The sequence below is a fragment of the Nocardia sp. NPDC049707 genome (assembly GCF_040674855.1).
GTDB lineage: Bacteria > Actinomycetota > Actinomycetes > Mycobacteriales > Mycobacteriaceae > Nocardia.
This window is the reverse complement of record NZ_JBFANN010000023.1, coordinates 90,830-111,155: the sequence shown is the minus strand read 5'-3', so window position 1 is coordinate 111,155 and position 20,326 is coordinate 90,830. Positions and strand designations below refer to the sequence as shown.

Genomic DNA, 20,326 nt, shown 5'->3' with positions numbered 1-20,326 from the left:
GTCCACTTGTTAGTCGCCATGTCCACAGCAAGGCGGATTGGCATCGCGCATGCGACGAAGTCGCGAGTCTCGACGGCTCGGACGCGAGACAGAAGGGGGCCGCGAACACGCCGCGCCCGCGCGGCCAAAAACACAGGCGCGAGTCTCGACGACTCGGACGCGAGACAGCAGGGGGCCGCGAACCCGCGGCGCCGCAGGCGCCGCAATCAAACACAGCGGAAGATCCGCAGATCCTCCGGCACGCCATTCAGCGGTGCGGCGAAGAAACTGCGCCGATACGGCCTGACCGAGAACCCGAGTTCCGCTAGCGTCTCCGGCCCGAGTGACTGCAATGACGCATCCGAAAGCATGGTGTTGCCATTGCCACCGGCTTCCATCACCCGAGCGGCAATCGTCACGTCGACACCGAGCCAGTCGCCGCCGATCTCGCGCGGTGTGCCGGTGTGCAGACCGATCCGCATCTGCGGGCGATAACCGTGCACACTGACATCGGCAAGATTCCGTTTGGCCTGTGCCGCGGCGCGCAGCGCACCATCGGCCGAGGTGAACACGGCCATCACACCGTCGCCCATGCGTTTGACCACCTGACCGCCGCGATCGGCGATCGGCGGTTCGATGGCCTTGGCAACCCCACGCAACAATTCGAGGGTCGCCTCATCGCCCGCTGAGAGCGACCAACTGGAGAACGCCACCAGATCGGTGAACATCACAGTTATTTCTTCGCTATCTCGACCGCCGCCGACACGCTCCACCATGGCCTGCCAGACCTGCAGTGCACCGAACCCGATTTCGCGCGCCGCGCTCGGCGTATCGCCGACCAGCTTATCCGCCGCGCGCGCCACCGCGCGGGCGCCGCCGGGACCCGAAACCGAAAGTGGGTCACCGAAAGACGGGTCACCCGGCAGTTGTTCGCGTGCCTTCCGCAGCGCACCGATGATGTCGGGCCGCTGGCTCGCGGCATTCATCAGTGCGGAGAACTGGCCCCGTCGAATTCCCGAACCGCGACGAGCGGATCTGTCCTCGTCACCCGGCCCCGTCCCCGGCTCAGCACCGTGGGAAGGTGTTTCGGTCACGCCCCGAGCGTATCTAAGCCGACCAACCGTCGGCGGGTTACTTATTGTCGCCACCTGCGCCCCCTCGATCAGACTGAGCGGGCACTACATCGGGTCCGCCAATGGGTAACTCACTGGTTGCTGTCCCCGAGGGTAGTCAGCGCTGATTTCGGATGGAAGCGGAGCCGGTCATAGTTTCCGGGATGTTCACTTGCCGCCCGGATTGTCCCCATACACACATCGGCCCGGTGTGGAAGGAGATTCACACACCGGGCCGATGTCACATCGTCCGCCGGGCAGTGGCAGACGATGCGCGGGGTGCTCGGACCTCCCGACAAGGTCGGCACCCATCACCCGAGTGGCGAGGGAGGGCAACTCGGGCGGTATCCATCATGCGTCGCGTTGGTTGACCATAACCAGCGCGGCGCCGAAGACAATCGCGACAAAAGCCGTGAAGTAGAGCAGGCTCCCCCACGGTCCCCAGTGCCAGTTCGCCGGCGATTCGGTGGCGCTGTAGAAGTGGCTCGCATTCGCGAAAGGCAGGAACGGTTGCACATTGCGCCCGAAACTGCCGAATGCGCCGAGCAGCGGCTCGATCAGCAGCGGCCAGAGCACGATCAGCGAAATCGCCGCGGCCGACTGCCGGACCAGCACCCCGATGCCGACCGCGAGGATCACGCCGAGCAGGGCATAGATCGGAATGCCGTAGATCTCGCGCCAGGCAGCACCGCCGGAGAGCGTCAGGTTTTTGCCCGCATCGCCGCCGACCGCCTTGGCGATCGCGAAGGCGGCGAAGGCCAGCACGGTGGTGAGCACCGCGCCGTATACGCCGACCAGCCCCGCCTTGGTGGCGATCACCTTGGCGCGATGCGGCGTCGCTTGGAAGGTGGTCCGGATGATGCCGAAGCGGTATTCGCTGGTCACGGACAAGGTGGCCATGATCATCAGGACCATCACGCCGAATCCGCTGATCCCGCCGACCGCCGTGGCGACGGTCAGGTCGAGCACGTTCTCCTGGCCCGATGACGAGCGGGCCACCACCGCGAAGAGCGCGGCCAGGCCGAGGGCGAGCGCAATCACGATCGCCGAGCACCACCATGGCGACTTGGTCGAGGTGAGTTTGATACGTTCCGCTGCCAGCACGCCCATCAGAGCGCACCTCCCATCGCTGTGTAGGACGCGGCGTCCGCGGGGCCCTGCGTGGTTACGCGAGCTGCCGCCTCCGGGCCTGACGCTCCCGCCGGCTCGAAGCCTTCGCCGTGGTACTGCACCGCGCCACCGGTCATCCGCATGAAGGCCTCCTCCAGCGAGGCCCGCTGCGGTGCCAGCTCGAACAGGGTGATGTCGTTCGCGCCGGCCAGCTTGCCGACCGCGTCACTGGTCACTCCGGCCACGACCAAGGCGGCGCCGTCCTGGCCCGCACCGTCCTCGCGGACGGTCATGCCATTGGAGGTGAGCAGGCTGCGCAGCTGTTCGAGCTGCGGACTGCGCACGCGCACCGACTGCTCCGAGGCACGCTCGATGAATTCCTGTGTGGTCGAATCGGAAATCAGCTGACCACGTCCGATGACGACCAAATGCTCTGCGGTCTGGGCCATTTCGGAAAGCAGATGGCTGGAGACCAGCACGGTCCGTCCCTCGGCCGCGAGCCGCTGCATGAAGCGACGGATCCAGAGGATGCCCTCGGGGTCCAGGCCGTTCACCGGCTCGTCGAACAGCAGCACCGGCGGATCGCCGAGCAGTGCCCCGGCCAGGCCGAGCCGCTGCGACATACCGAGGGAGAAGCCACCGGCGCTCTTACCCGCCACCTCGGACAGGCCGACCAGCCGCAACACCTCGTCCACGCGGGCGGAGGCGATGCCATTGGAGGCAGCCATCCACTGCAGATGCGCGCGGGCCGAACGGTTCGGATGCACCCACTTGGCATCCAGCAGCGCACCGACGGTCCGTAGCGGATGATCCAGCTCATGATAGGGCTTGCCCTGGATCAATGCGGTGCCCGCGGTGGGCTTGTCCAGGCCGAGGATCATCCGCATGGTGGTCGATTTTCCGGCGCCATTCGGCCCAAGAAACCCAGTCACCTGTCCGGGGCGAACAGTGAAAGAGAGATCTTGAACCGCGACGGTCTGCCCATAATGTTTGGTCAGGCCTCTCAGCTCGATCATGGTGACCAGCTTTCCTCATCGCGCGGCCACGCGCGTCATTAAATGGTGCCTAGTTCGATCATCCTCGAGGATGACACACGGGCGTCCACATGGGTGCAAGCCCGTACGGGTATGTCCAGCGACCAGGCACTTTGGACTCCTGCGTACTCCTGCGAACACCCCTGAACGAATCGAATTGTGACAAGTAGGTGACACGAAAGCGCCCCGCCCGGTTCGTCCAATTTGAATTCACCAGGCGGGGCGCTGCAACTGTTGCCCTGGGGGCTACCGTCCCCAGGGATGGATCACGTCGTCCGCCTTGTCCTCGCGCGGATCGGTATTCCAGTTGTCATGGTTGCTACCATCCGGTCCAGGGCCAAGCAGAAACGCCATTGATCTACTCCCTACTCGCGGTTGTGTTAAATCCATCCCGGCCGGTGCCGGGACATCTATGCGGCGGCGGCATGAAGGCGCTCACCGGAACTCGTCTTCGATCCGGATGCGTTCGAGTGCGGCGGCCAAGCGGCGGCACGTCTGGGCGGTGCAAATGCCTTTGTCGCGGTGGACGACGACGATGCCGTGGGCGTGCTCGTAGCTGAGGCCCAGGGGGACCCTGTCGCACTTGTCCATCTCGCGGGCCTGTGCCGGGGTGAGTGCCATCAGGATTCCCCCCATGCGCGGACCGCGTCAGCGACCCGTCCGACAAGCTCGACGAACTCGACCGACGGCGCTATCGGGCGTGGCGGCCCGACGAACGCGGCGCGTTGCGGCAACTCGGTGTCGACCACGGTGGTGGCGTCGACGTCGATGAACGCCGCCCCGAGCTTGGGAGTGGTCTCCAGTTCGGGAGTGACCTCGATGGCGTCGAATTCGTCGACCCATCCGTCGTCGGCGACGAGTCCGACTGTGCCGTCGCTGAACTCGATGTAGCCGCTCATGACTCGCCCTGCTCGGGGTTTTCGCTGGGGCCGAGTTTGGGCGGGCGGCCGAGCGCCCACACGGCCCACAGCATGTACAGGGCCGGGATGACGACAACGGTGACGATGACTGGAGCGGGCATTGGGCGCTCCCCCTTGGTGTGCGTGGTCCGATGTTTGGAGGCACGCAGCGCCGAGGGCTCTTGACTGGCCAGGTTGTCAGGGCGGAAACCTGGCCATCATTTCGGGATATCAAGGGGGCTCACCCCGGCGCTACGTGCTTCTATCAGCGTCAGGGTGGAGCCCAACAGCATTTGTCCTGAAAGGACAAACCGGGACAACTCAGTTAGGGGCGATACCCAACCGCCACGCCAGGCCTCGCAGATTCCGCCCACCTGCGTCCCTGCGGGCCGTTCGCAAGTGATCGGCTACAGCCTCACGCGTGAACACGTCGGCATGTACCCGTTGGGGCGCAAGGGTTTCGGCATGCATCAACACCTGCACGCCCTCGTCTCGACGGCTCGAGTCAGTGAGCAGGGCACGGCCCATCTCCATGTAGAACTCCGCCTGCCTCGACTTGCTCGGCAATGCCTCGACATGCACCTTGCGCCCATGCTCGGCGACCTTCACTCCGTCGCCGAACTCGTTGCCGATGCTCGCACGCCACACACCAACGTTCGTCGCCCCGAACCACATTCGCCCGAAAGTGCCAACCTCTACGTCGAGCCGATTCGCGATCGCAGCGGCTTCATCGAGGTGGGTATCGGTCGTGGTGCGATCACCTTGCACAGCACACGCCAGAGCCGCGGACAAGTGAAGCATCCCGTACGCCTGAACAACTTGCGGATCGTCCAGATACGAAACGAGCTCATCCGCGGTGCGCACCGCACGCCGGTACTGATCAGGGCGGGACAATCCGCCGGTAGCGTCGCCACGCAGCCACGCTGTAAAGCCCCGCCATTCCGGGGATTCCAGCATCTCTGCGCACTGCTGTGCAGCTCGGGCAGCCAGTAGCGGTAGACCGCGACCGCCGAGACGCTTGGTCGTCCACACCGCCGAGCTGTAGCAGGTGATCATCCCCAGCAATGCCTCGCGGCGTTGGCGCGGGTCGCGGGCATAGACCGCGTGCAATTCGCCAAGCAGTCCTGGCATCAGTGCCGCCTGCCCTGCGTAATCGCCGGTGCCCTGAGCGAGTTCACCGAGGCGCTTGAGATCTGCGGCGACCAGCGGCCATTCACGAACCTCTATGCCCGGATCGTCGCCGAGTTCGTAGGCGTCCAGTGCGCTCTCGACGGCAACCAACCCGCCGTGCGCCGACTCGGTCGAGGCGGGCGCGGCCGATTGCCAAGGCGCTGGCGAGAACTCGCTCGGGGCAACCCTCAGTGCACGAGCTAACGCCTCGAGGGTGCGTCGGTTCTCCAGCGGCTTCTCGCCCCGCTCGAGCTTTCCCAGATATCCAAAGCTGATACCGGCTAGACCGGCTACGACATCGAGACTCTGCCCTCGCCATACGCGGATTTCTCGAAGTCTGCGCCCTACGTCGTTGGGTGGAATTTCCGTCATGATGTCTCGCTTGCAACCACACTCATGTGTTCCACGCTACGACTGATCGGCTCACGCGGACAGGGAGTTGACGCAAACGTTGCGGCGGTAGAATCGCGTGCGCGCGACCACACTCAAACCGCGCACCGAAACCGCTCCGGCGCCCGGGGCGGTTTCCTCGTTCCGAGGCCGTACCCGAATTGGGGCACCCCCGAACCATGACCACAACCCACAGTTCGGCCCCGAAAAGGCGTAGCTGCCTGGGTTTTTGTCGGCTCCGACAAGATGATCCGGGGTTACTCAATTCTGAGTACCCCGGGATTTTGCGGGGGTTCCGCACAATCTCGGACCCGCGAACTGTGGGCCACTGCCCGTCTACTGACACGAATGTGTCAGTAGGTCAGATCACGGGGCGTCAATGGCAAGACCTATGTCGGCACTGACTCCGATGTGCAGCGCGCCAGCGGTTCCACTCAGGTCCCAGAAGAACCCCGGTGGATCCCGCCGATATCTGGGGGTCATCTCGAATGGATAGTGAATACCATCTGAAAGTCGGCGTGACCGGGAGCGGTCGTGTGGCCGTTCTGTGCGGTAAACGCGCAGCTCATGACGAGTTTGTATTGCTTGTCGAGTTGGAGATTCGGCACCACCGAATGCCACCGATAGTCTGCGGGGATGGCGCTGTGGTTGTCCGAGTATCCGGTCTTGCCCTCGACGTAGGCACCGCACGCCATCGTGTTACCGACGATGAGCCCCTGCACGTACGGCGACAGCTGCAACGACCAGATGAGCCGGTTACCACCGTCGGGTTGCTGGCTCGCATAGACGGCGTCCCCCGTGAACGTCCCATGCTCGCCGTCATACCGATAACTCTGGGCACCGGGCCGGAAATCGGCATAGCCGGGGACGGCATTCGCCGCGCCCACCGACGTGGCGAGGATGCTCGCAGCGGCGGCCAGGGCGGCAAGGATCACTCTCTTCGGTGCACCGACTTTGCGCGACATGTGTACTCCCCCTGCGGGATCGGTTCGACATCGACATCGACCGGTAGCCCCTCGGCGATCGTGGTGATATCGAGATCCCCGCGAGCATCCGACAGGTGGAACCAAACGAGCGTGCTGTCGGCGTCATCGAGTTTGATCACGCCGGTACCGTTGCGCGGTTTCCAGCGCCACACTGTGCCGGTTTCCATCCTTTGCCCCTCTCCTGTCGCGGCCTACTCGGTCGCATTCAATGATCACTTGAAAGCACCTCACGCCGAGGCGGTTTCGTAACTACTCACAAGCCTATGACGCCAAGTCACCCGGCGCCCGGGGCGGTTTCGTCGTTCCGATGCCAATGGAAACCGTGGTTTCCACGGTTAGAAGTATCCCGGGGCACTCAGGTTCCGGCAGGACCCGAGTAGCCGGGGGCTACTGCACCACAGTCCACTCCGAAAAGGCGTAACTGCACCGCCGACAAGGTGATTCCGGGTACTCAAACCTGAGCCCCCGAACTGTGGGCCAGTGCCCCCTAATTCAGATTAGGGTCGCCGACAGACCGATGGTCTGCTTGCCCCACGACGATATGAAATCCGACTACCTCAGATGGCCGCGGCGGATAGCATCGGCCGGTGCTCCTGGCGTACATCGACGAAACCTATAAGCGCGGCAACGAGTTCTGGGTTTCCGCGCTGGTCTGCCCGGCTGACTCCATACCAGCGATCACGGATGCCTTGGACAGCGTCGTTGAAAGTGCTGTTGCCAAGTTCCCGGAGGTCGGTGAGGATGCCGAACTCCATGGGTACGAGTTAGACGCTGGGTCCGGCCACTGGGAACCGCTGAAGCAGAAGCCCCGCGCCCGGGTAGGAGTCTACCGGGATGCCGTCGAGACGATTGCGTCGTTCGACGATTTCGCGTGGTTCCGGGGCGGGCTCATTGAGAGCAAGGTCGCTTGGGGTGACAGCAACGACCCGCACGAGTGGTCGCTGAAATTCCTGTTGGAGCTGATCAATAACTACGCGACGAGCAATGATCAGCACGTGCTATGCATCTGCGATGAGGTGCAGAACAGGGATATCTACCGGGAGAAGCTCCAGCACTACCGCAAGCAGGGGACGGGTGGCAACAACCCGTCGAAGCTGCCGCGGATAGCGGACACCTTGCACTTCGCTCCGTCCTGCCACAGCAGGATGGTTCAAGCGGTCGACATGGTCACATACGTCCTCAACAGAAACAGGCATCCAGCGGAGAACGAAAGAACCAGGGCGTTCTATGCCGATCTCTGGGACGTCCTGAAGGGTCTACGACACCGCGGCGCTTCACGTCACTGGCCGTATTGAGCGGCTTTCTCCAGATGCACGTCGACCCCGCACTCTGGCGGGGTCGAAGGCCGGTGGGAATCCCCTTGAGGGGATGTCCTATCAACGAGCGTAACGGGTTACAGCTGAATCCGTGGGGCGATATCGGTAACGATCCCAGAACTGTCATGGCCGAGCCTTCGCTTCGGCCGCCCTCACGGTGTCATCAGGGCCAACTACATACGCCGCAGCACGGACAGCACGGTCATGCGGAATGACCCCCTCGAACCGCCCGCGCGCTGTGCCCGTCCAGCATCTACACCGGAACCAACACGTCCCGACCAGTGAGCATCGATCCGCCGAAGCCCGGTCTCGCGGCTGAGTACTGCATCATCGACTCACCCCATTCAGATCAGCGAAAGCCTGCCGGGGATCCGGGCCGCTCGAACGCCTACGCTCCGTCCGCTCAACCGCCTCGGTGGCCCGGCAGATCTCCCACTGCAACGTGCGCCGCGACATCGGCGTAAGACCACACTCACGCAGCAGCAACCGCACCTCCGACGCCGCATTCGAACGCGGAGTCGAGGCAACATCATCCGACCACACCAGTTGCATAAGCCGAGCGGCCATCACGAGCGTGTGCCGGTCGGATTCGGTCCACTCCGGAACCATCGGCGACGACCACGCATCGGTCCACCAGTCCAGAACCGCCGGATGCCAGTCGCAATAGTCCGGCAAATCCGGGACAACCGGGTCGGGAACCGGCGTCAGAATCGCCCGCGTAGCCGTCCGATTCTGGCGTGCACGCACCGAAGGGTGCTTAGGAAGTGGTGGCATGGACCACCTCCGCCCGAGACCTGGGGACCCGTAGGCAGGAGAATCTGCAGGCCGTTCCGATGCATCCCATGCCCCGGGGGGAGGGGTGGGTGGCCCTGGTGTCGGTCATCGGCGGGCTCATCGGTTGTTCCCGAACATCTCGACGGGCGTGGGATGCTGGCGCCGGTCGCGGAGCTTGTGCTCTGGTCCACGCTTGGGCTTGAGCCCGGCTCGGTCGCGCTCGAGTTGTTCGCGCTGGTACGGGGTGAGGGTGAGTTCGTAGGCGAGCTGGTTGTTGTGCCACATACGACTGGTGTGCAGTTGCTCGAGTTGCTGTTGGGTGGGCACCCAGAACTTGGCGCCGTGGTCGATGAACCACTTGAGCTGCATCGGTCCACGCTCCGGCCAGGGGGCATCGGAAGGATTCGCGCGGACGCCTTCGGCGGTGATGATTGTTCGCTGTGGCTGGCCGGGGCGTTCGCGCCATTCGGGGAACACGTCATCGAGGTTGGCGAAATTGGCGTCGCTGGCGGCTTCGTCGTTGCATAGGTGCGAGCGGCAGTTCTTGACCGTCTCCTGCTCGACGTAGTTGAGCATGATGCGGCTTTGTGCCTTGCGGATGTCGAGGTAGCCGGTCCAGCACTGGTCGAGGGTGTTGAAGGCGTTGACCGCGGCCATGCCGGCGCGTACGACGTCTTCGGCTTCGGTGATCTGGCCGAGTTCCTTGACGGCGGGTCGGGCGCGGTCGATGAGGTCGGCGAGTTGCTGGTGCAGGTGCCCGAGGAGTTGCGGCGTGTGGGACAGGACAGCGCTCCAGCACGCTCCGGCGGCCCTGTCGCGCAAGCCTTGCAAGGCTTGGCGTTCGGCATCGTGCTGGGCTTGGGCGTTGCTGTAGATGGTGAGCCAGGCGCGGAAGTCGTCGGGCATCTCGCCGGTGGTGATGATCTGCTGGACTGCGTCGTTGTAGTTCGCCGGTGGGGTGAGTGCCATGAGTCGTTGCTCGGCCTGCTCGGCGACGTTGAACGCGCGGTTGTACTGGTCGCCGATGGTGTCGGCGAATGCAGCGTCGAGCGACGGGATTTGGCGCAGGTGTTTGAACACTGCGAGGGAGGGGATGGCGTCGCGCATCAGCGGCCCCCTGTCGTCCGGTTGCCGGGGTGCTGCGGGTCGGCGGGTGGTCGGGCTTGGGCGACGAGCGCGGCAAAGTCCTTCGCGGACAAGGAAGCAAGGAATGCGATCACCCCGTCGACCAGGTAGTCGACGGGTGCGACCGGCATCGTGAGGGGTGCCTGGGTTGCCATATACGGAGTGTGTGCCCGGCACCCTGGGGCAGCGTTCCGCAGAGGGAATCGATGGTCAGGCGGCGTCGCGGCCTGCGGCGTACGTCTCGACGACTGCGCGGCTGAACACCCACGTTCGGCCGACGCGTACGCCGTCGAGGTCGGCGGCGATCTTGCGTATCCACCTGGTGGTGCAGCCGAGGATCGCGGCCGCGGTGTCGGTGCCGATCTCATCGCCGTGGATCCGGGGGTCTGGTTCGTCGTCGGTGCCGATGCGGATCTCATGGTCGAGGCGTTGGAACAAGACCCTGATCGCGTCGGGGATCGGTTCGCCGGTACGCCTGCGTCTGCGCATGAGCTCGGCGACGGCGTAGTAGGCGGCCCTGGTTTCGAGGTCACCGATTTTCACGGCGACTCCCTTTTGCCCCTCGAGATTGGAGAGCCGATTGGGCGACGCGGAAGCCGAGATTGGTTCGAAGGCAGTGGAGGTCGGGCACGGGCGGTACCCAATGCCGTTTGCGGCAACGTGGGCAGCGGACCCTGATGCGGGGTGGACCGGTCTTGTTCTTGCCCCACTCCAGGATCGCCGCGTAAGGCGCGGATTCGTTCATGCGCTCTCGCCTTTTTCTCCCGTACTCGGTTGCAGCTCGCCATCGGAACGGATCACCGGCCAGCCTCCCGACGATTTCGCGCGGGGAGAGAAGGGGCGCTATGTGCTGCGATCGCCCGCTTGAGCCGGAGTTGGACCCCTCCCCCACCTCCCCGTACCGCCTCACGCATGGCCGAGGCGGGCTTCCTATCCCGTACGGGCTGGCTGGCGCTATGCGGTACCGACCGACGAGGGACTACGAAGGGGGTACCGCCCCACCCCTTCGCCTGACCGAGGATCGCTGTGCGTCCTGCTGCGGGCCGATCGGCGGGTCCCATGGACGGTTGGGTGGTCGTGAGCGCATCGGGGCATACAGCGGCATTCACTCCGCATATCGTGACAATGCCCAGGTCAGGGAGTCGGCTGGTCACAGCAGACCCGGGTGTCGTCGGGTGGGGAGCTTGGCTCGCTGGGCACGCTGCCGTCGCTGTTCGTTGCTGGCTGCCGCGCCCTCGAGGGCCGTCTTCCTGGCGTGGCAACGATGGCAGGCGGCTTGCATGTTGCTGTCGTCATCGCTGCCGCCCGCTTTGACGTTGACCTTGTGGTCCATCTCGGTGGCGATGCCGATGCAGATATCGGCGTAGCGGAGCTGGCATTGCCGTTGGTCACGGCGCAGGATGCGTAGGCGTTGCTTCTGATGTCGGGCGGTGTGGGTGCGGTCTCGGGCGCCGGTTCCCCAAGCCATGATGTGGTGTCCTTCCTGCTGGTCGGTCAGGTTTTCGGCGGCGGCAACCTGGGTTGCCCCGGTGCGCGCTATCGCCAGTCAGCGTTAGCGCGCACCGGACGCTCAGCCCAGTTCGCGTTGGACGACGTCGCCGAGGTCGACGGGATCGCCGGATTGGCCGGTCTCGGCGCGGTACCGTCCGCCAGCGAGCATCTGCCGGTACGTCGACTCGATCTCGTTGAGGCTGGCATCGCGCATGTCGACGCGCTGGGTGGGGTGGACTTCCCGGTTGTGGCGTTCGATGCCTCGCTTGACGATGCGGTCGGCGTTTGCTTGGGCCATGGCGATGAGGGTGTTGCGTTCGCGTTCGTCGATGGGGTTGCCGTCCGCGTCAACCGCGACCACCTTGCCGTCGACGTTGATGACGTCGGGTCGGGAGGCGCGCTCACGCTCGCTCAGTTCTTCAATGCGTTGCATATCCGCGATGGCTGCGAGCACTCGACTGTCGATCATGCTGGTTCTCCTTCTTCCTCAAGTTGCTGGCGGATCTTCGCCAGGTGTTGCTGATGAATGGACGGCGCCCACTGGGTTTCGCCGGGAAATTGCTGTTCGTAGGTGCCGTCGCCCTTGGCGCGCTTGCGGCGTTGGGCGTCGTCGCCTACGTCAAACCAGTCGAACGGCCGCCCTCCGCCGACCAGCCGGTCTAGCCGGTCCTCGTCCATCTGTGTGCTCCTTCCTCTAGGGGTGGGGCGGGGGCCCCTTATCGCTGTGGCGTCGGTCGGTTCAGCAAAGCTGTTCGGGCTCCCTACAGGTCTGGGGCTTTCGGCGTGGCCGGCGGTGTGCGCCGTCCCTGGGGCCGGTAAGGGTGCCCAGTGACCGGACATCGGCAGGTTGGTTGAGGCGGGTGCCAGTGCCTGCGCCCGCACCATGGGCAGCGGACGCGGATCCGCGGTTTGCCGTAGCGGTTGGTGCCGCGCTCGGTGACGGGCACGGTGGGCGTGGTGGTCATGCCGCGGACTCCGGGGTCGGTTTGGCGATCAGGTCCGGCGTCCACGGTTCGAAGTCGCGGGGGCCGCTGCCGACGAGTCGCCGGTATTCGATCGGCTTGCGTGGCGGTCGGGCGGCGACGATGGGGACGGCTCCGGCGAGTGCGGCGACGCGGAGTAGTTCGGCGCGTTCGCTGGGTGGGCATCGGCCGTCGAGCTTGCATTGGACGAACACCGTGTGGCGCGGCTTGAAGCCGATAACGTCGATGGGGCTGCGGCTACCTGCCGATCGGAAGGTCTCGTAGCCCTCGGCTTGTAGGTGGTCGCGGACGGCGTACTCGAGGTCGCGGCCTCGGCGGTATTGGGTCATGCTTCGGCCCACACGTTTCGACTGCTCATGATGCTGTGCCCTCCTGGGGAATTGGGGTACCTGCGAGGCGATACAGCACCTTCCGGTGCCCCTTGTCGCCAACCGTTCGCGAGACGATCTCGCCGGATCCGAGGAGCTGTTCGAGAGCCGCGGGGAGGCCGACAGCGGACTCCTTGGACATGCGGCGCCTGCCCATGAATCGCTCGGTCAGTTCCGATCCATCGGCGAGGATCTGGAGTACCTTGACGCGGGCGCGGGCGACGGCGGTGACGTTCGGACAAACGGACACAGGCGATTCGGATGTGTCCGTTTGCGATTCACACTCTGAGCTGGGCGTATCGACGCTTTCGGACACACGGACACTTCGGACAACAGGTTGTATAGGTGGAGTTGCCGCCACCTCCACCTGGTTCGCGTAACCGGATGTGTCCGAAGTGTCCGCGTGTCCGTTTGAAGGTAATTTCAGCTGGTCAGGATCGGTTTCCGTTTCGGACACATGGCTGTCGTTCAGTGTCCGAATGACCGCCGCCGTGTCCGTTTGCTCTGACGTCGCTGGCATATAGATTCCGCGGGTCCGCTTGTCGATAAGTCCGCCGTCGTGCAGTCGCCGGAGGTACTTGCCGGCGTCGTCGGCGGAGATGCCGAGTTGCTGCGCAAGGTCGGTGGCGCGGGTGCCCATCGGCCGGGAAGCGACGAAAGCCAGGACGCTCGCCGAGCGGTCGCCGAGCCTGTCTCGCTGCTGTTCCTGCTGTCTGGTCGCGACCGTGGCAGCGGCGTCCATGAGGTCCTTGCCGTCCAGCGACCAACGCCCCTCGTCGGTGACGAGTGCGTATTCGTTTTCCGGGACATCGCGTCCGGTAACGGAGAGCACCGCCTGATCGGACTTGCGTTTGCGATTGAGGACCAGCACGAAATCGGCGCTCCCCGCAATGCCCTGGGTGCCGCTCACGGCGTCGATGAAGTCCGCGGACTCGGCTTTGCGGGTGTGGTGTACGACGAGCAAGGACGCGCCGGTCACGCTGTCGGCTACGTTCTTCAGCTTGGTGCCGAGGGCGTAGTCCTGGGCGTAGCTGTCTTCACCGCGTAGCTTCGGCGGCCGTGCCTTGCCCAAGGTGTCCAGGATGACCAGCGGTGCCGCGTCCTGGTGGCGGACCATGTACTCGGCGATCATCGCGACGACTTGGCCCTGCTCAGCCTTGATGACGACCGATATCCCCTTCGGGATGGGCTGACCTTCCATGAGGGTGCGGAACCGGGATTGCAGTCGCCGGTGACCGTCCTCGAGCGCCAGGTACAGCACGGGGCGTTGTTTGACCGGGATGCGCCCCAGCGCCATACCTCCGGTGGCGCAGGTCAGACCGATAGCGGCGACAAGCCAGGATTTGCCTGCCTTCGGCGGGGCGACGATTAACCCGAAGCCTTCGGGGACGATGCCCTCGACCGACCACGACAGCGGCGGGAATTCCTGCGCGTCGAGCCATTGGCCATCACGGAGACCGTGCAGCAGGTCGCCGGATCGGCTCGGCTGTTCCTGCCGCTTGGCGTCGGCGACTGCACGGAGGAACGATGCGCGGTTCTCCCATGCCTGGTCGCATTCGCCGCAGTCGTTGAAGTACTCGTCGTGAGCCGTGCAGTGCTGGGGTGGGGCTTCGCGTGCGAGCCAATCGCGCAGCGCCGAAGCGGGATCCGCGCCCGTAGGCGCAGCCGTGGTGGCCGCGCCTCGATCACGCAGCCACTCGGCACGCTCGTCGTCATAGGCGCGGCAGCCCAGGCATGCTCTGTCGAACTCCGGATGCCGTGGACACGATCCCGGCGGGCCACCATCAACACGGTCACGGCCCGAAGGCCCTGCCGAATCGGCAGAGCCCCGGACATCATCATGGTCACTCAAGCGGCCACACCTCCAGCTCGATGGATACGGTCGGCAAGTTCGCGCTCTCGCCCACCACGCCGGTACATCGCACGCAGCACCTCGACGGGGATAACGGGCGTAACCCCGTCTGCCGCAATGTGTTTCGCGGCCTGACACCATGCCTCGAGCTGGTGTGCGGTCGGTTGCGAATCGTCATGCGACGGCAACCATGGGTCACCGCCCCACAGTCGGTGTGCCGCTTCCGCGCGGCGTCGCAGCACTTCCGGAGAGTCGGTCATGCCCGACCCTCCCGGCATGCCCAGCAGACGACCCGCACAGCAGGCAGCGACGCCAGATAGCGGCGCAAGTTGGTGAATTCGAGGCGCACAGGCTTCGGTTCGACGCTCATCCGCGCGCCCCCTGCTCGACGGTCTCCTCGAGCCCGAGCCACACCCACACCGACACACCCAGCAGGCAGGAGAGGACGACCAGATCGGTGATATTCCACGGCTTCTTGCCCGTGAGGCGCTGCTTCAAGGCTCGGGTTGTCATGCCCAATGAAGCGGCCAAGGTGTCCAACGAACGATGGCGGGACAACCAGTGGACGTGCACCGAGGCAGCGGCCGCCTTGGCGACCTTCATGGACCAAGAGACATCGGGCGTATCGGTCTCGCAGGCAGCTCCGACCGGATCAAGCTCCGCCACCAGCTCAAGGTCTACAGGGGCGCACACCACAGGCAAGCCGATGCCGTCGAAACGGACACGGACGTAGCCGTCCGGTGCGTCGACCGAGGAGACGACCCCACGACGCTGGCCGTCACCCAGCACCGACCGCACATAATCGCCAGGGCTGAGCGCTCGACCGACGACGGCGGCACCCTGTGCAGTGGCCTGCGGGTCGCATGGGCCGCACACGAAAACGTGTGAGACCGGTCCGAACCCGGCGACGTAGAACCCCAACTCCGGGTCGGGGTCGGTCAACTGGTTGTGGCTGCATTTCACACACGCCCACCCCTGGTCCTGGTCATCGGTGAGTGTGGTTGTGGCCAGGTAATCTGCCCACCGAGCGATTCGGTCGTAGAACTCGACCTTGCGGGCATCGGCCTCGTTGATAGGGTTGTTCACGAACACTTCCTTGTGGTGAGGACTGGGTGTTTCTCGGCCCGGTGGGCGGTATGCGATGGGCGTCGCTCCGCTCCCCGGGTCGCTGCATGTCGGGGGGCAGGGGGTTGCATCAGGCAACATCCGCCCGTTCGGTCAGCCGCTCGATGAACTCGACGATTGCGGTCTCTGGGATGAGACGCCGCTTGCCGACCTTGACCGAGTTCAACTGGCCAGTGCGGATCAGGTCGAACAGCAGCGACCGACCGATGCCGAGTCGCTCGCACGCGGTCGGGATCTGATGCAGTCGAGCCTGTTGGTGCGACATTCCTTACTCCTTGCATGTTCGGTAATGCGACATTTTGTGTCGTTACTCGACACATCACGAACCGTAGCGCACGTTCCGGTACGTGTGCAAGACTGTCGCAATGCCGAACATTGACGAACAGGCCAAGCAATGGCAGCAGGACATGGCCAAGCGAGTGGGCATTGCCGTTCGCGACCTACGGCAGGACCGAGGACTAAAAGCCGCGCAGCTTGCCGAGCGAACGAAGGAACTCGGGTATCCGATCCATCGGGTGGCAATCACGAAGATCGAGACGAACGCTCGCGCCGGGAAGCTCGATCTCGCCGAGGTGATCACACTCGCCCTAGCGCTCGGCGTCCCGCCAGTCCAGTTGTTGTATCCAGACTTGCCCGCTGGTCCAGTGGAAGTCTGGCCAGAAGCTACTGCAACCAGTATCGAAGCGCTGCAATGGTTTTCGGGCGAGATTGCAGCCTTTCGTATCAAAGATGATGAGACGACACGGCACAGCACAATCGCGTACGTCCAGGGCGCGCGGCGATATTCACGGCTACGCGAGACGCTTCGGCTAGCCCGGTCGGCACTACTCGAAGCACAGTTGACGCCCGACCACTCGCCGATGACGAAAGAGCAAGCGACGCAAGCCGTAGCAGATGCTCAACGTGAACTAGCCAAGCTCAAGGAAGATTTCCAAGCACAGGGAAGAACGGTGCACGATGGCTAGGAAGAAGGCGTTACCATCGTCGATCACCTACAAGCCTGCGGGGCCGCGCGCCCCGGAGCGGTGGGTATTCCGGGGCCGCAACGGCACCGACCCAGCGACAGGCAAGCCACAGTGGACCGTCGTCACCTTCTACGCCATGGACGAGGCGATCGAGTACGACGCACAGCACAGTTTGAAGTCTGCGAAAGGATCGTTGTCGGGCCGCTCGCCGCGGTTCACTGTCGCCGAAGCTATCGATGAATGGGCCGAAGTGCAGGCGGCCGACGAGGGGACCGTCTCCGTGTACTTGGGCCTCCTTCAGCCCGTGAAGGACGCCCACGGCGACCTCCCGGTGCGGAAGCTTCATGACGTCCAGATATCGCGGCTGGCAAAGCAATTGCACGCCGGAACATTTCCCTACGTCTCGCCTGCGGGGAACAAGCGGGATCCTTGGTGCGCCGCCCTGGTCAACAAGATGCTGTCGCGGCTGACCGCGGTATTGGAACGGCTGCGCAATCAGGGCTTCACGGATCACAATGCGGCGGCATCGGTTCCACGGATGAGCACCAAGCGCACCGCCGTGGCGTCGGCCACCAAGCGCGAGACGTTCACGCTCGACGAGGTTGCCGTCATTCTGAACGCTGCCGTAGCCCGGGGCCTGAATCTGTTCATCGTGTGCCTACTGGCCTTCCTCGGCCTGCGCAAGGGTGAAATCGGCGGACTGGAGTGGGACCGCGTCGACCTCAAGAACGGCCGCATGTGGGTCCTCGAACAACGAAAGCGCAACCGCCGCAATAAGAGTGAACGCGCCGAGGGGGAAGGCGCGACCCTGACCGACGCAGTCAAGACCGAAGCGTCTGCCCGTGAGCTACCGATTCCACCGACCGTTGTGGCCGTGCTGAAGCTGGTCCGCCAGTGGCAACGAGAAATGCACCTCGCGACCGGCAAGCGATGGGGCGTCGACGGCGGACTACCGACTCACGTGGTCGTCAACCAGCGGACCGGCGGACCAGTGTGCTCTGACTACGCCTGGTACCGGTGGGCGGAACTGGTTACCAAGCTGCCGGTGGTCTATCTGACCCTGCACAAGGCACGGAAGACGTGCGGCACGCAGCTGGCGCTACAGCCGGGCATCGGTCCACACCACGTTGGCGCATGGCTGGGGCATGAGGCCCAAGGGTCGATCGCTTCACCGGTCACGGGCGTCTATATCGACGCCGACGATGAGTTCCGACAGGCGGCCTGCGAGGCCTGGGAGGTGGTTTTCGGGCCGATTGTGACATTGTGTGACACACCCGGGGTGTACCAGAGGGTTAAAGCCCAGCTCAGCGCATGAAATTAGGGGCCGCATAACAGTGGTTGTTGTCATCCTCGAGGATGACGAAGGATCCCCTCGTCCCCGAGCCTCATCAGGGAATTACCCTGACCGATGTCCCCGTTAACGAGCCGGGGCTCCGATCGGCCCGCCACATACTAGCCGCTGGACGTGAGCCGCGGCTGTGGTCCGCAAACCCATCGCTGTGTCCGGAGTAGTTGAACTCGTGAGGATCGACCACACCTGTAGCGGGGTATTTGAGTGTCGATTGCCACCGCCGAGGGACCGCAGCGTTGCCAGTTGTGGGACCACCGACGACAGCACAGAAGTGGAACAGGTTATCGCACTGTCGATCGTTCGAAGCCGCGTTACTGAACGACCGGCATGCGGCAATACAGGATGTTCTCGCTCAGATGAAGGCTGCCTAGTTGTCCTACGAAACCAAAAGCAGGACACCGACCGTCAAGAACAAACTCAGATGCGCTGGCCCCGTTGATCTTCCGGGTATCTCGCTGGCCGGTTCGGTCAGCGCGATCAGCGGCAGTAGCGGATGCTCCCTCGCCGCGTCGGTCCCGCCGCCTAGCCCTCGCTGGGCGGGTCCGAGATCGGTTGGTATCGGCAGGAACTGACACCGGAGTGTGTCGGCCCCTGCCGTTATGGTTCGCCCATGGCAGACCTACCGAGCAAATCAGTCCTCGTCCGCACGTGGTTCGGTGATGACACCGCGTGGGGTTCTCTGGTCCGAGAGACCCTGACGCCCAGCAAAGAGGGGTTCCTGGCCTATACGACTCTGGTGAACGACCCGGTGTTCGAGGGCCTGAGCCCCGAAGCGCTGAAGGCGAAGCATCCGGGCGGGGCGATCGTGTCCTTCCTCGCCGACGAGATCACCCTCACCGACCCCGAGCATCCCATCCTGGCAGTTTGGGTCCTGCCACCCCAGGATTACGACCAAGGCGACTACAAGCCGTTCCGGGTCGTGCCCGCCGAGCTGTCGAGCGTGGACACCAACATCAACGACGCGAACCTGGACTGGGAGGACTTCGCGAACAGGGTAGACACAGACGGCATCTACCGCGGCCAAGCGGTTGTAAAGGAATCGGATTTCGAGTTCAGCGTGCGGGCCATCATGGCGCAACGACTGGCACACCTCACCCCGGGTGCCGCCGAATGGGTTCGCGACGCCGAACCTCTAGACGGGATCGCGGGTATGGCGATCATCTCCCGCGAGCAGGATCCCCAGTCTGTACGCGAGCAGTTGGCATCGCTGAGCTCCTATCCCACGGCGCTGCCCTGGGATTGGTTCGCCGCCTTCGACGCCGAGCATGCCGACAACGGTCGAGCCGACTACATCAAAGCGTTCCTCGAAGAGATCGGTGAGCACGCCTTTGCCCTCGGAGCTGTCCTGGCATCGCTGGCTTCCGGCGAAGACTACTACCTGGTCTTCGTGACACCGACCCAGTTTCAAGAGCTCTCACGGCTTTTCATCGCACACGGAATGGGCGCTGAAAGCGTGCGGCGTGGCTGCTGGACGCAGCGCATCAATCCGGAACAGAGCGCCGCGATCAGAGCCTGGGCTAGGGCCCACAGCGGGAGGGTCAACGCCCGCGGGATGATCACGGCGATGGTCGCTAGCCCCGAGGAGACCGAACCGGACCCACTCGCCTGACACATTGGTTCGGCGCCCGGAAATCCCCACCCCGAGGCGGGAGTGGGTGGCAGCGATCCGCATCTGGGCCTCAGCCCAACCGCCCACGAAGGCATCTACCGCAACATTCAGGGACGATGACCATCCCATATTCGGCACTACAGGATGCCCGGCTGCTGTCGCCATGCTCAGCTCGCACAGCAAATCTGGAACATGTTCCCCGGGAGCATTACTTGTTGCCGGTGGTCCCACGACTGGCAACGTGATGGTCCCTTCACGCTGGCAGGCGACATTTGAGCCGTCACGACAGTGATGCTGGCGGTGGGACGCCGGATCTGACCCGACGCCTCACCTGATGGTTTATCTAGCCCGCATCAGCCAGCGGACCATAACGAGCGCCCCGGCGATCACGGCAGCTGCTGTCAACATGATGTCGTAGCCGACCGGGGCCTTGCTCTTCGGTCGGCGATGTTTCGCCATCCCCACCACCTCCCTCCTGGGTGCGGTGTGTGGAGCAAGTCCACCGCCCTCGGCCGGAGGTGGCACCACCCTACGTCAGTCCACCAACCGGAATTGTTGAACCCCAGCCGATTCCAGGAAAAGCGGGAGACAGGCACGTACCGAAGCCCGGTGCTCCGCTTCGTCGGCAGCATCGTTCCCGGCTTCCTGCCGTGCCTCACGAACGCAGCGGACTACTGCCGAATTCAC

Annotated in this window: 24 protein-coding genes; 4 read left to right on the top strand and 20 right to left on the bottom strand. The window is 64.3% G+C overall.

Features of this window, described 5'->3' with window-relative positions; all coding sequences use genetic code 11:
* Positions 1-206 precede the first annotated feature (206 nt).
* The 9 genes from AB0J29_RS21430 to AB0J29_RS21390 all read right to left on the bottom strand — a co-directional run bounded on the left by AB0J29_RS21430 (position 207) and on the right by AB0J29_RS21390 (position 6,847).
* Positions 207-965, bottom strand: a complete 759-nt coding sequence (locus tag AB0J29_RS21430; RefSeq protein WP_364788776.1) for an adenylate/guanylate cyclase domain-containing protein — start codon at positions 963-965, stop codon at positions 207-209.
* Positions 966-1,442: 477 nt separating this feature from the next.
* Positions 1,443-2,201, bottom strand: a complete 759-nt coding sequence (locus AB0J29_RS21425) for an ABC transporter permease (protein ID WP_364788748.1) — start codon at positions 2,199-2,201, stop codon at positions 1,443-1,445.
* Complete coding sequence (locus AB0J29_RS21420) at positions 2,201-3,217, bottom strand: ATP-binding cassette domain-containing protein (RefSeq protein WP_364788745.1); 1,017 nt, start codon at positions 3,215-3,217, stop codon at positions 2,201-2,203. Before AB0J29_RS21420 ends, AB0J29_RS21425 begins: the two co-directional genes overlap by 1 nt.
* Before the next feature lie 453 nt (positions 3,218-3,670).
* Positions 3,671-3,856, bottom strand: a complete 186-nt coding sequence (locus AB0J29_RS21415; RefSeq protein ID WP_364788742.1) for a hypothetical protein — start codon at positions 3,854-3,856, stop codon at positions 3,671-3,673.
* The gene (locus AB0J29_RS21410; RefSeq protein ID WP_364788739.1) at positions 3,856-4,134 is read right to left on the bottom strand and encodes a hypothetical protein; all 279 of its coding nucleotides are present in this window, start codon (positions 4,132-4,134) and stop codon (positions 3,856-3,858) included. The genes AB0J29_RS21415 and AB0J29_RS21410 overlap by 1 nt, the downstream gene beginning before the upstream one ends.
* Positions 4,131-4,256, bottom strand: coding sequence for a hypothetical protein (locus AB0J29_RS21405; RefSeq protein WP_364788736.1), 126 nt, complete (start codon positions 4,254-4,256; stop codon positions 4,131-4,133). The genes AB0J29_RS21410 and AB0J29_RS21405 overlap by 4 nt, the downstream gene beginning before the upstream one ends.
* Before the next feature lie 199 nt (positions 4,257-4,455).
* On the bottom strand, positions 4,456-5,676 hold the full coding sequence (locus AB0J29_RS21400; protein WP_364788733.1) for a helix-turn-helix transcriptional regulator: 1,221 nt from the start codon (positions 5,674-5,676) through the stop codon (positions 4,456-4,458).
* Positions 5,677-6,173: 497 nt separating this feature from the next.
* A complete protein-coding gene (locus AB0J29_RS21395) occupies positions 6,174-6,659 on the bottom strand; it encodes a hypothetical protein (RefSeq protein ID WP_364788730.1) in 486 nt (161 codons plus the stop codon).
* On the bottom strand, positions 6,626-6,847 hold the full coding sequence (locus AB0J29_RS21390) for a hypothetical protein (RefSeq protein ID WP_364788724.1): 222 nt from the start codon (positions 6,845-6,847) through the stop codon (positions 6,626-6,628). The genes AB0J29_RS21395 and AB0J29_RS21390 overlap by 34 nt, the downstream gene beginning before the upstream one ends.
* Positions 6,848-7,267: 420 nt before the next feature.
* Here AB0J29_RS21390 and AB0J29_RS21385 point away from each other — a divergent pair, with 420 nt between their 5' ends.
* On the top strand, positions 7,268-7,975 hold the full coding sequence (locus tag AB0J29_RS21385) for a DUF3800 domain-containing protein (RefSeq protein ID WP_364788721.1): 708 nt from the start codon (positions 7,268-7,270) through the stop codon (positions 7,973-7,975).
* A 348-nt stretch (positions 7,976-8,323) separates the two neighbouring features.
* Here the strand turns inward: AB0J29_RS21385 and AB0J29_RS21380 are convergent, their stop codons facing one another.
* The 11 genes from AB0J29_RS21380 to AB0J29_RS21330 form a co-directional block, all read right to left on the bottom strand.
* A complete protein-coding gene (locus AB0J29_RS21380) occupies positions 8,324-8,770 on the bottom strand; it encodes a hypothetical protein (protein WP_364788718.1) in 447 nt (148 codons plus the stop codon).
* Positions 8,771-8,887: 117 nt separating this feature from the next.
* Entirely contained in the window at positions 8,888-9,877 is a 990-nt protein-coding gene (locus AB0J29_RS21375) for a hypothetical protein (protein WP_364788715.1), read from the bottom strand.
* Positions 9,877-10,050, bottom strand: coding sequence for a hypothetical protein (locus AB0J29_RS21370; protein WP_364788712.1), 174 nt, complete (start codon positions 10,048-10,050; stop codon positions 9,877-9,879). Before AB0J29_RS21370 ends, AB0J29_RS21375 begins: the two co-directional genes overlap by 1 nt.
* Positions 10,051-10,105: 55 nt before the next feature.
* Positions 10,106-10,438, bottom strand: a complete 333-nt coding sequence (locus tag AB0J29_RS21365) for a hypothetical protein (protein ID WP_364788709.1) — start codon at positions 10,436-10,438, stop codon at positions 10,106-10,108.
* A 607-nt stretch (positions 10,439-11,045) separates the two neighbouring features.
* The gene (locus AB0J29_RS21360) at positions 11,046-11,363 is read right to left on the bottom strand and encodes an HNH endonuclease signature motif containing protein (protein WP_364788706.1); all 318 of its coding nucleotides are present in this window, start codon (positions 11,361-11,363) and stop codon (positions 11,046-11,048) included.
* A gap of 102 nt (positions 11,364-11,465) precedes the next feature.
* Positions 11,466-11,840: a hypothetical protein gene (locus AB0J29_RS21355; RefSeq protein ID WP_364788703.1), complete on the bottom strand. Its 375-nt coding sequence runs from the start codon at positions 11,838-11,840 to the stop codon at positions 11,466-11,468.
* Positions 11,841-11,851: 11 nt separating this feature from the next.
* Positions 11,852-12,064 (bottom strand): hypothetical protein, encoded by a 213-nt coding sequence (locus AB0J29_RS21350; RefSeq protein ID WP_364788700.1) that lies wholly within the window; start codon positions 12,062-12,064, stop codon positions 11,852-11,854.
* Positions 12,065-12,347: 283 nt separating this feature from the next.
* Positions 12,348-12,698: a hypothetical protein gene (locus AB0J29_RS21345; protein ID WP_364788697.1), complete on the bottom strand. Its 351-nt coding sequence runs from the start codon at positions 12,696-12,698 to the stop codon at positions 12,348-12,350.
* 25 nt (positions 12,699-12,723) lie between these two features.
* Complete coding sequence (locus AB0J29_RS21340; protein ID WP_364788694.1) at positions 12,724-14,589, bottom strand: AAA family ATPase; 1,866 nt, start codon at positions 14,587-14,589, stop codon at positions 12,724-12,726.
* A 366-nt stretch (positions 14,590-14,955) separates the two neighbouring features.
* Positions 14,956-15,675 carry a hypothetical protein gene (locus AB0J29_RS21335; protein WP_364788691.1) on the bottom strand — a complete coding sequence of 240 codons (720 nt, stop codon included), beginning with the start codon at positions 15,673-15,675 and terminating at the stop codon, positions 14,956-14,958.
* 109 nt (positions 15,676-15,784) lie between these two features.
* Positions 15,785-15,979 (bottom strand): helix-turn-helix domain-containing protein, encoded by a 195-nt coding sequence (locus AB0J29_RS21330; protein WP_364788688.1) that lies wholly within the window; start codon positions 15,977-15,979, stop codon positions 15,785-15,787.
* A 100-nt stretch (positions 15,980-16,079) separates the two neighbouring features.
* On the opposite strand from AB0J29_RS21330, the gene AB0J29_RS21325 reads away from it, so the two are divergent.
* The 3 genes from AB0J29_RS21325 (at position 16,080) to AB0J29_RS21315 (ending at position 19,639) form a co-directional block, all read left to right on the top strand.
* A complete protein-coding gene (locus AB0J29_RS21325; RefSeq protein ID WP_364788685.1) occupies positions 16,080-16,679 on the top strand; it encodes a helix-turn-helix transcriptional regulator in 600 nt (199 codons plus the stop codon).
* A gap of 136 nt (positions 16,680-16,815) precedes the next feature.
* The gene (locus tag AB0J29_RS21320) at positions 16,816-17,994 is read left to right on the top strand and encodes a tyrosine-type recombinase/integrase (protein ID WP_364788682.1); all 1,179 of its coding nucleotides are present in this window, start codon (positions 16,816-16,818) and stop codon (positions 17,992-17,994) included.
* A gap of 646 nt (positions 17,995-18,640) precedes the next feature.
* Positions 18,641-19,639 carry a hypothetical protein gene (locus AB0J29_RS21315; protein ID WP_364788679.1) on the top strand — a complete coding sequence of 333 codons (999 nt, stop codon included), beginning with the start codon at positions 18,641-18,643 and terminating at the stop codon, positions 19,637-19,639.
* The last annotated feature ends 687 nt before the right edge of the window (positions 19,640-20,326 follow it).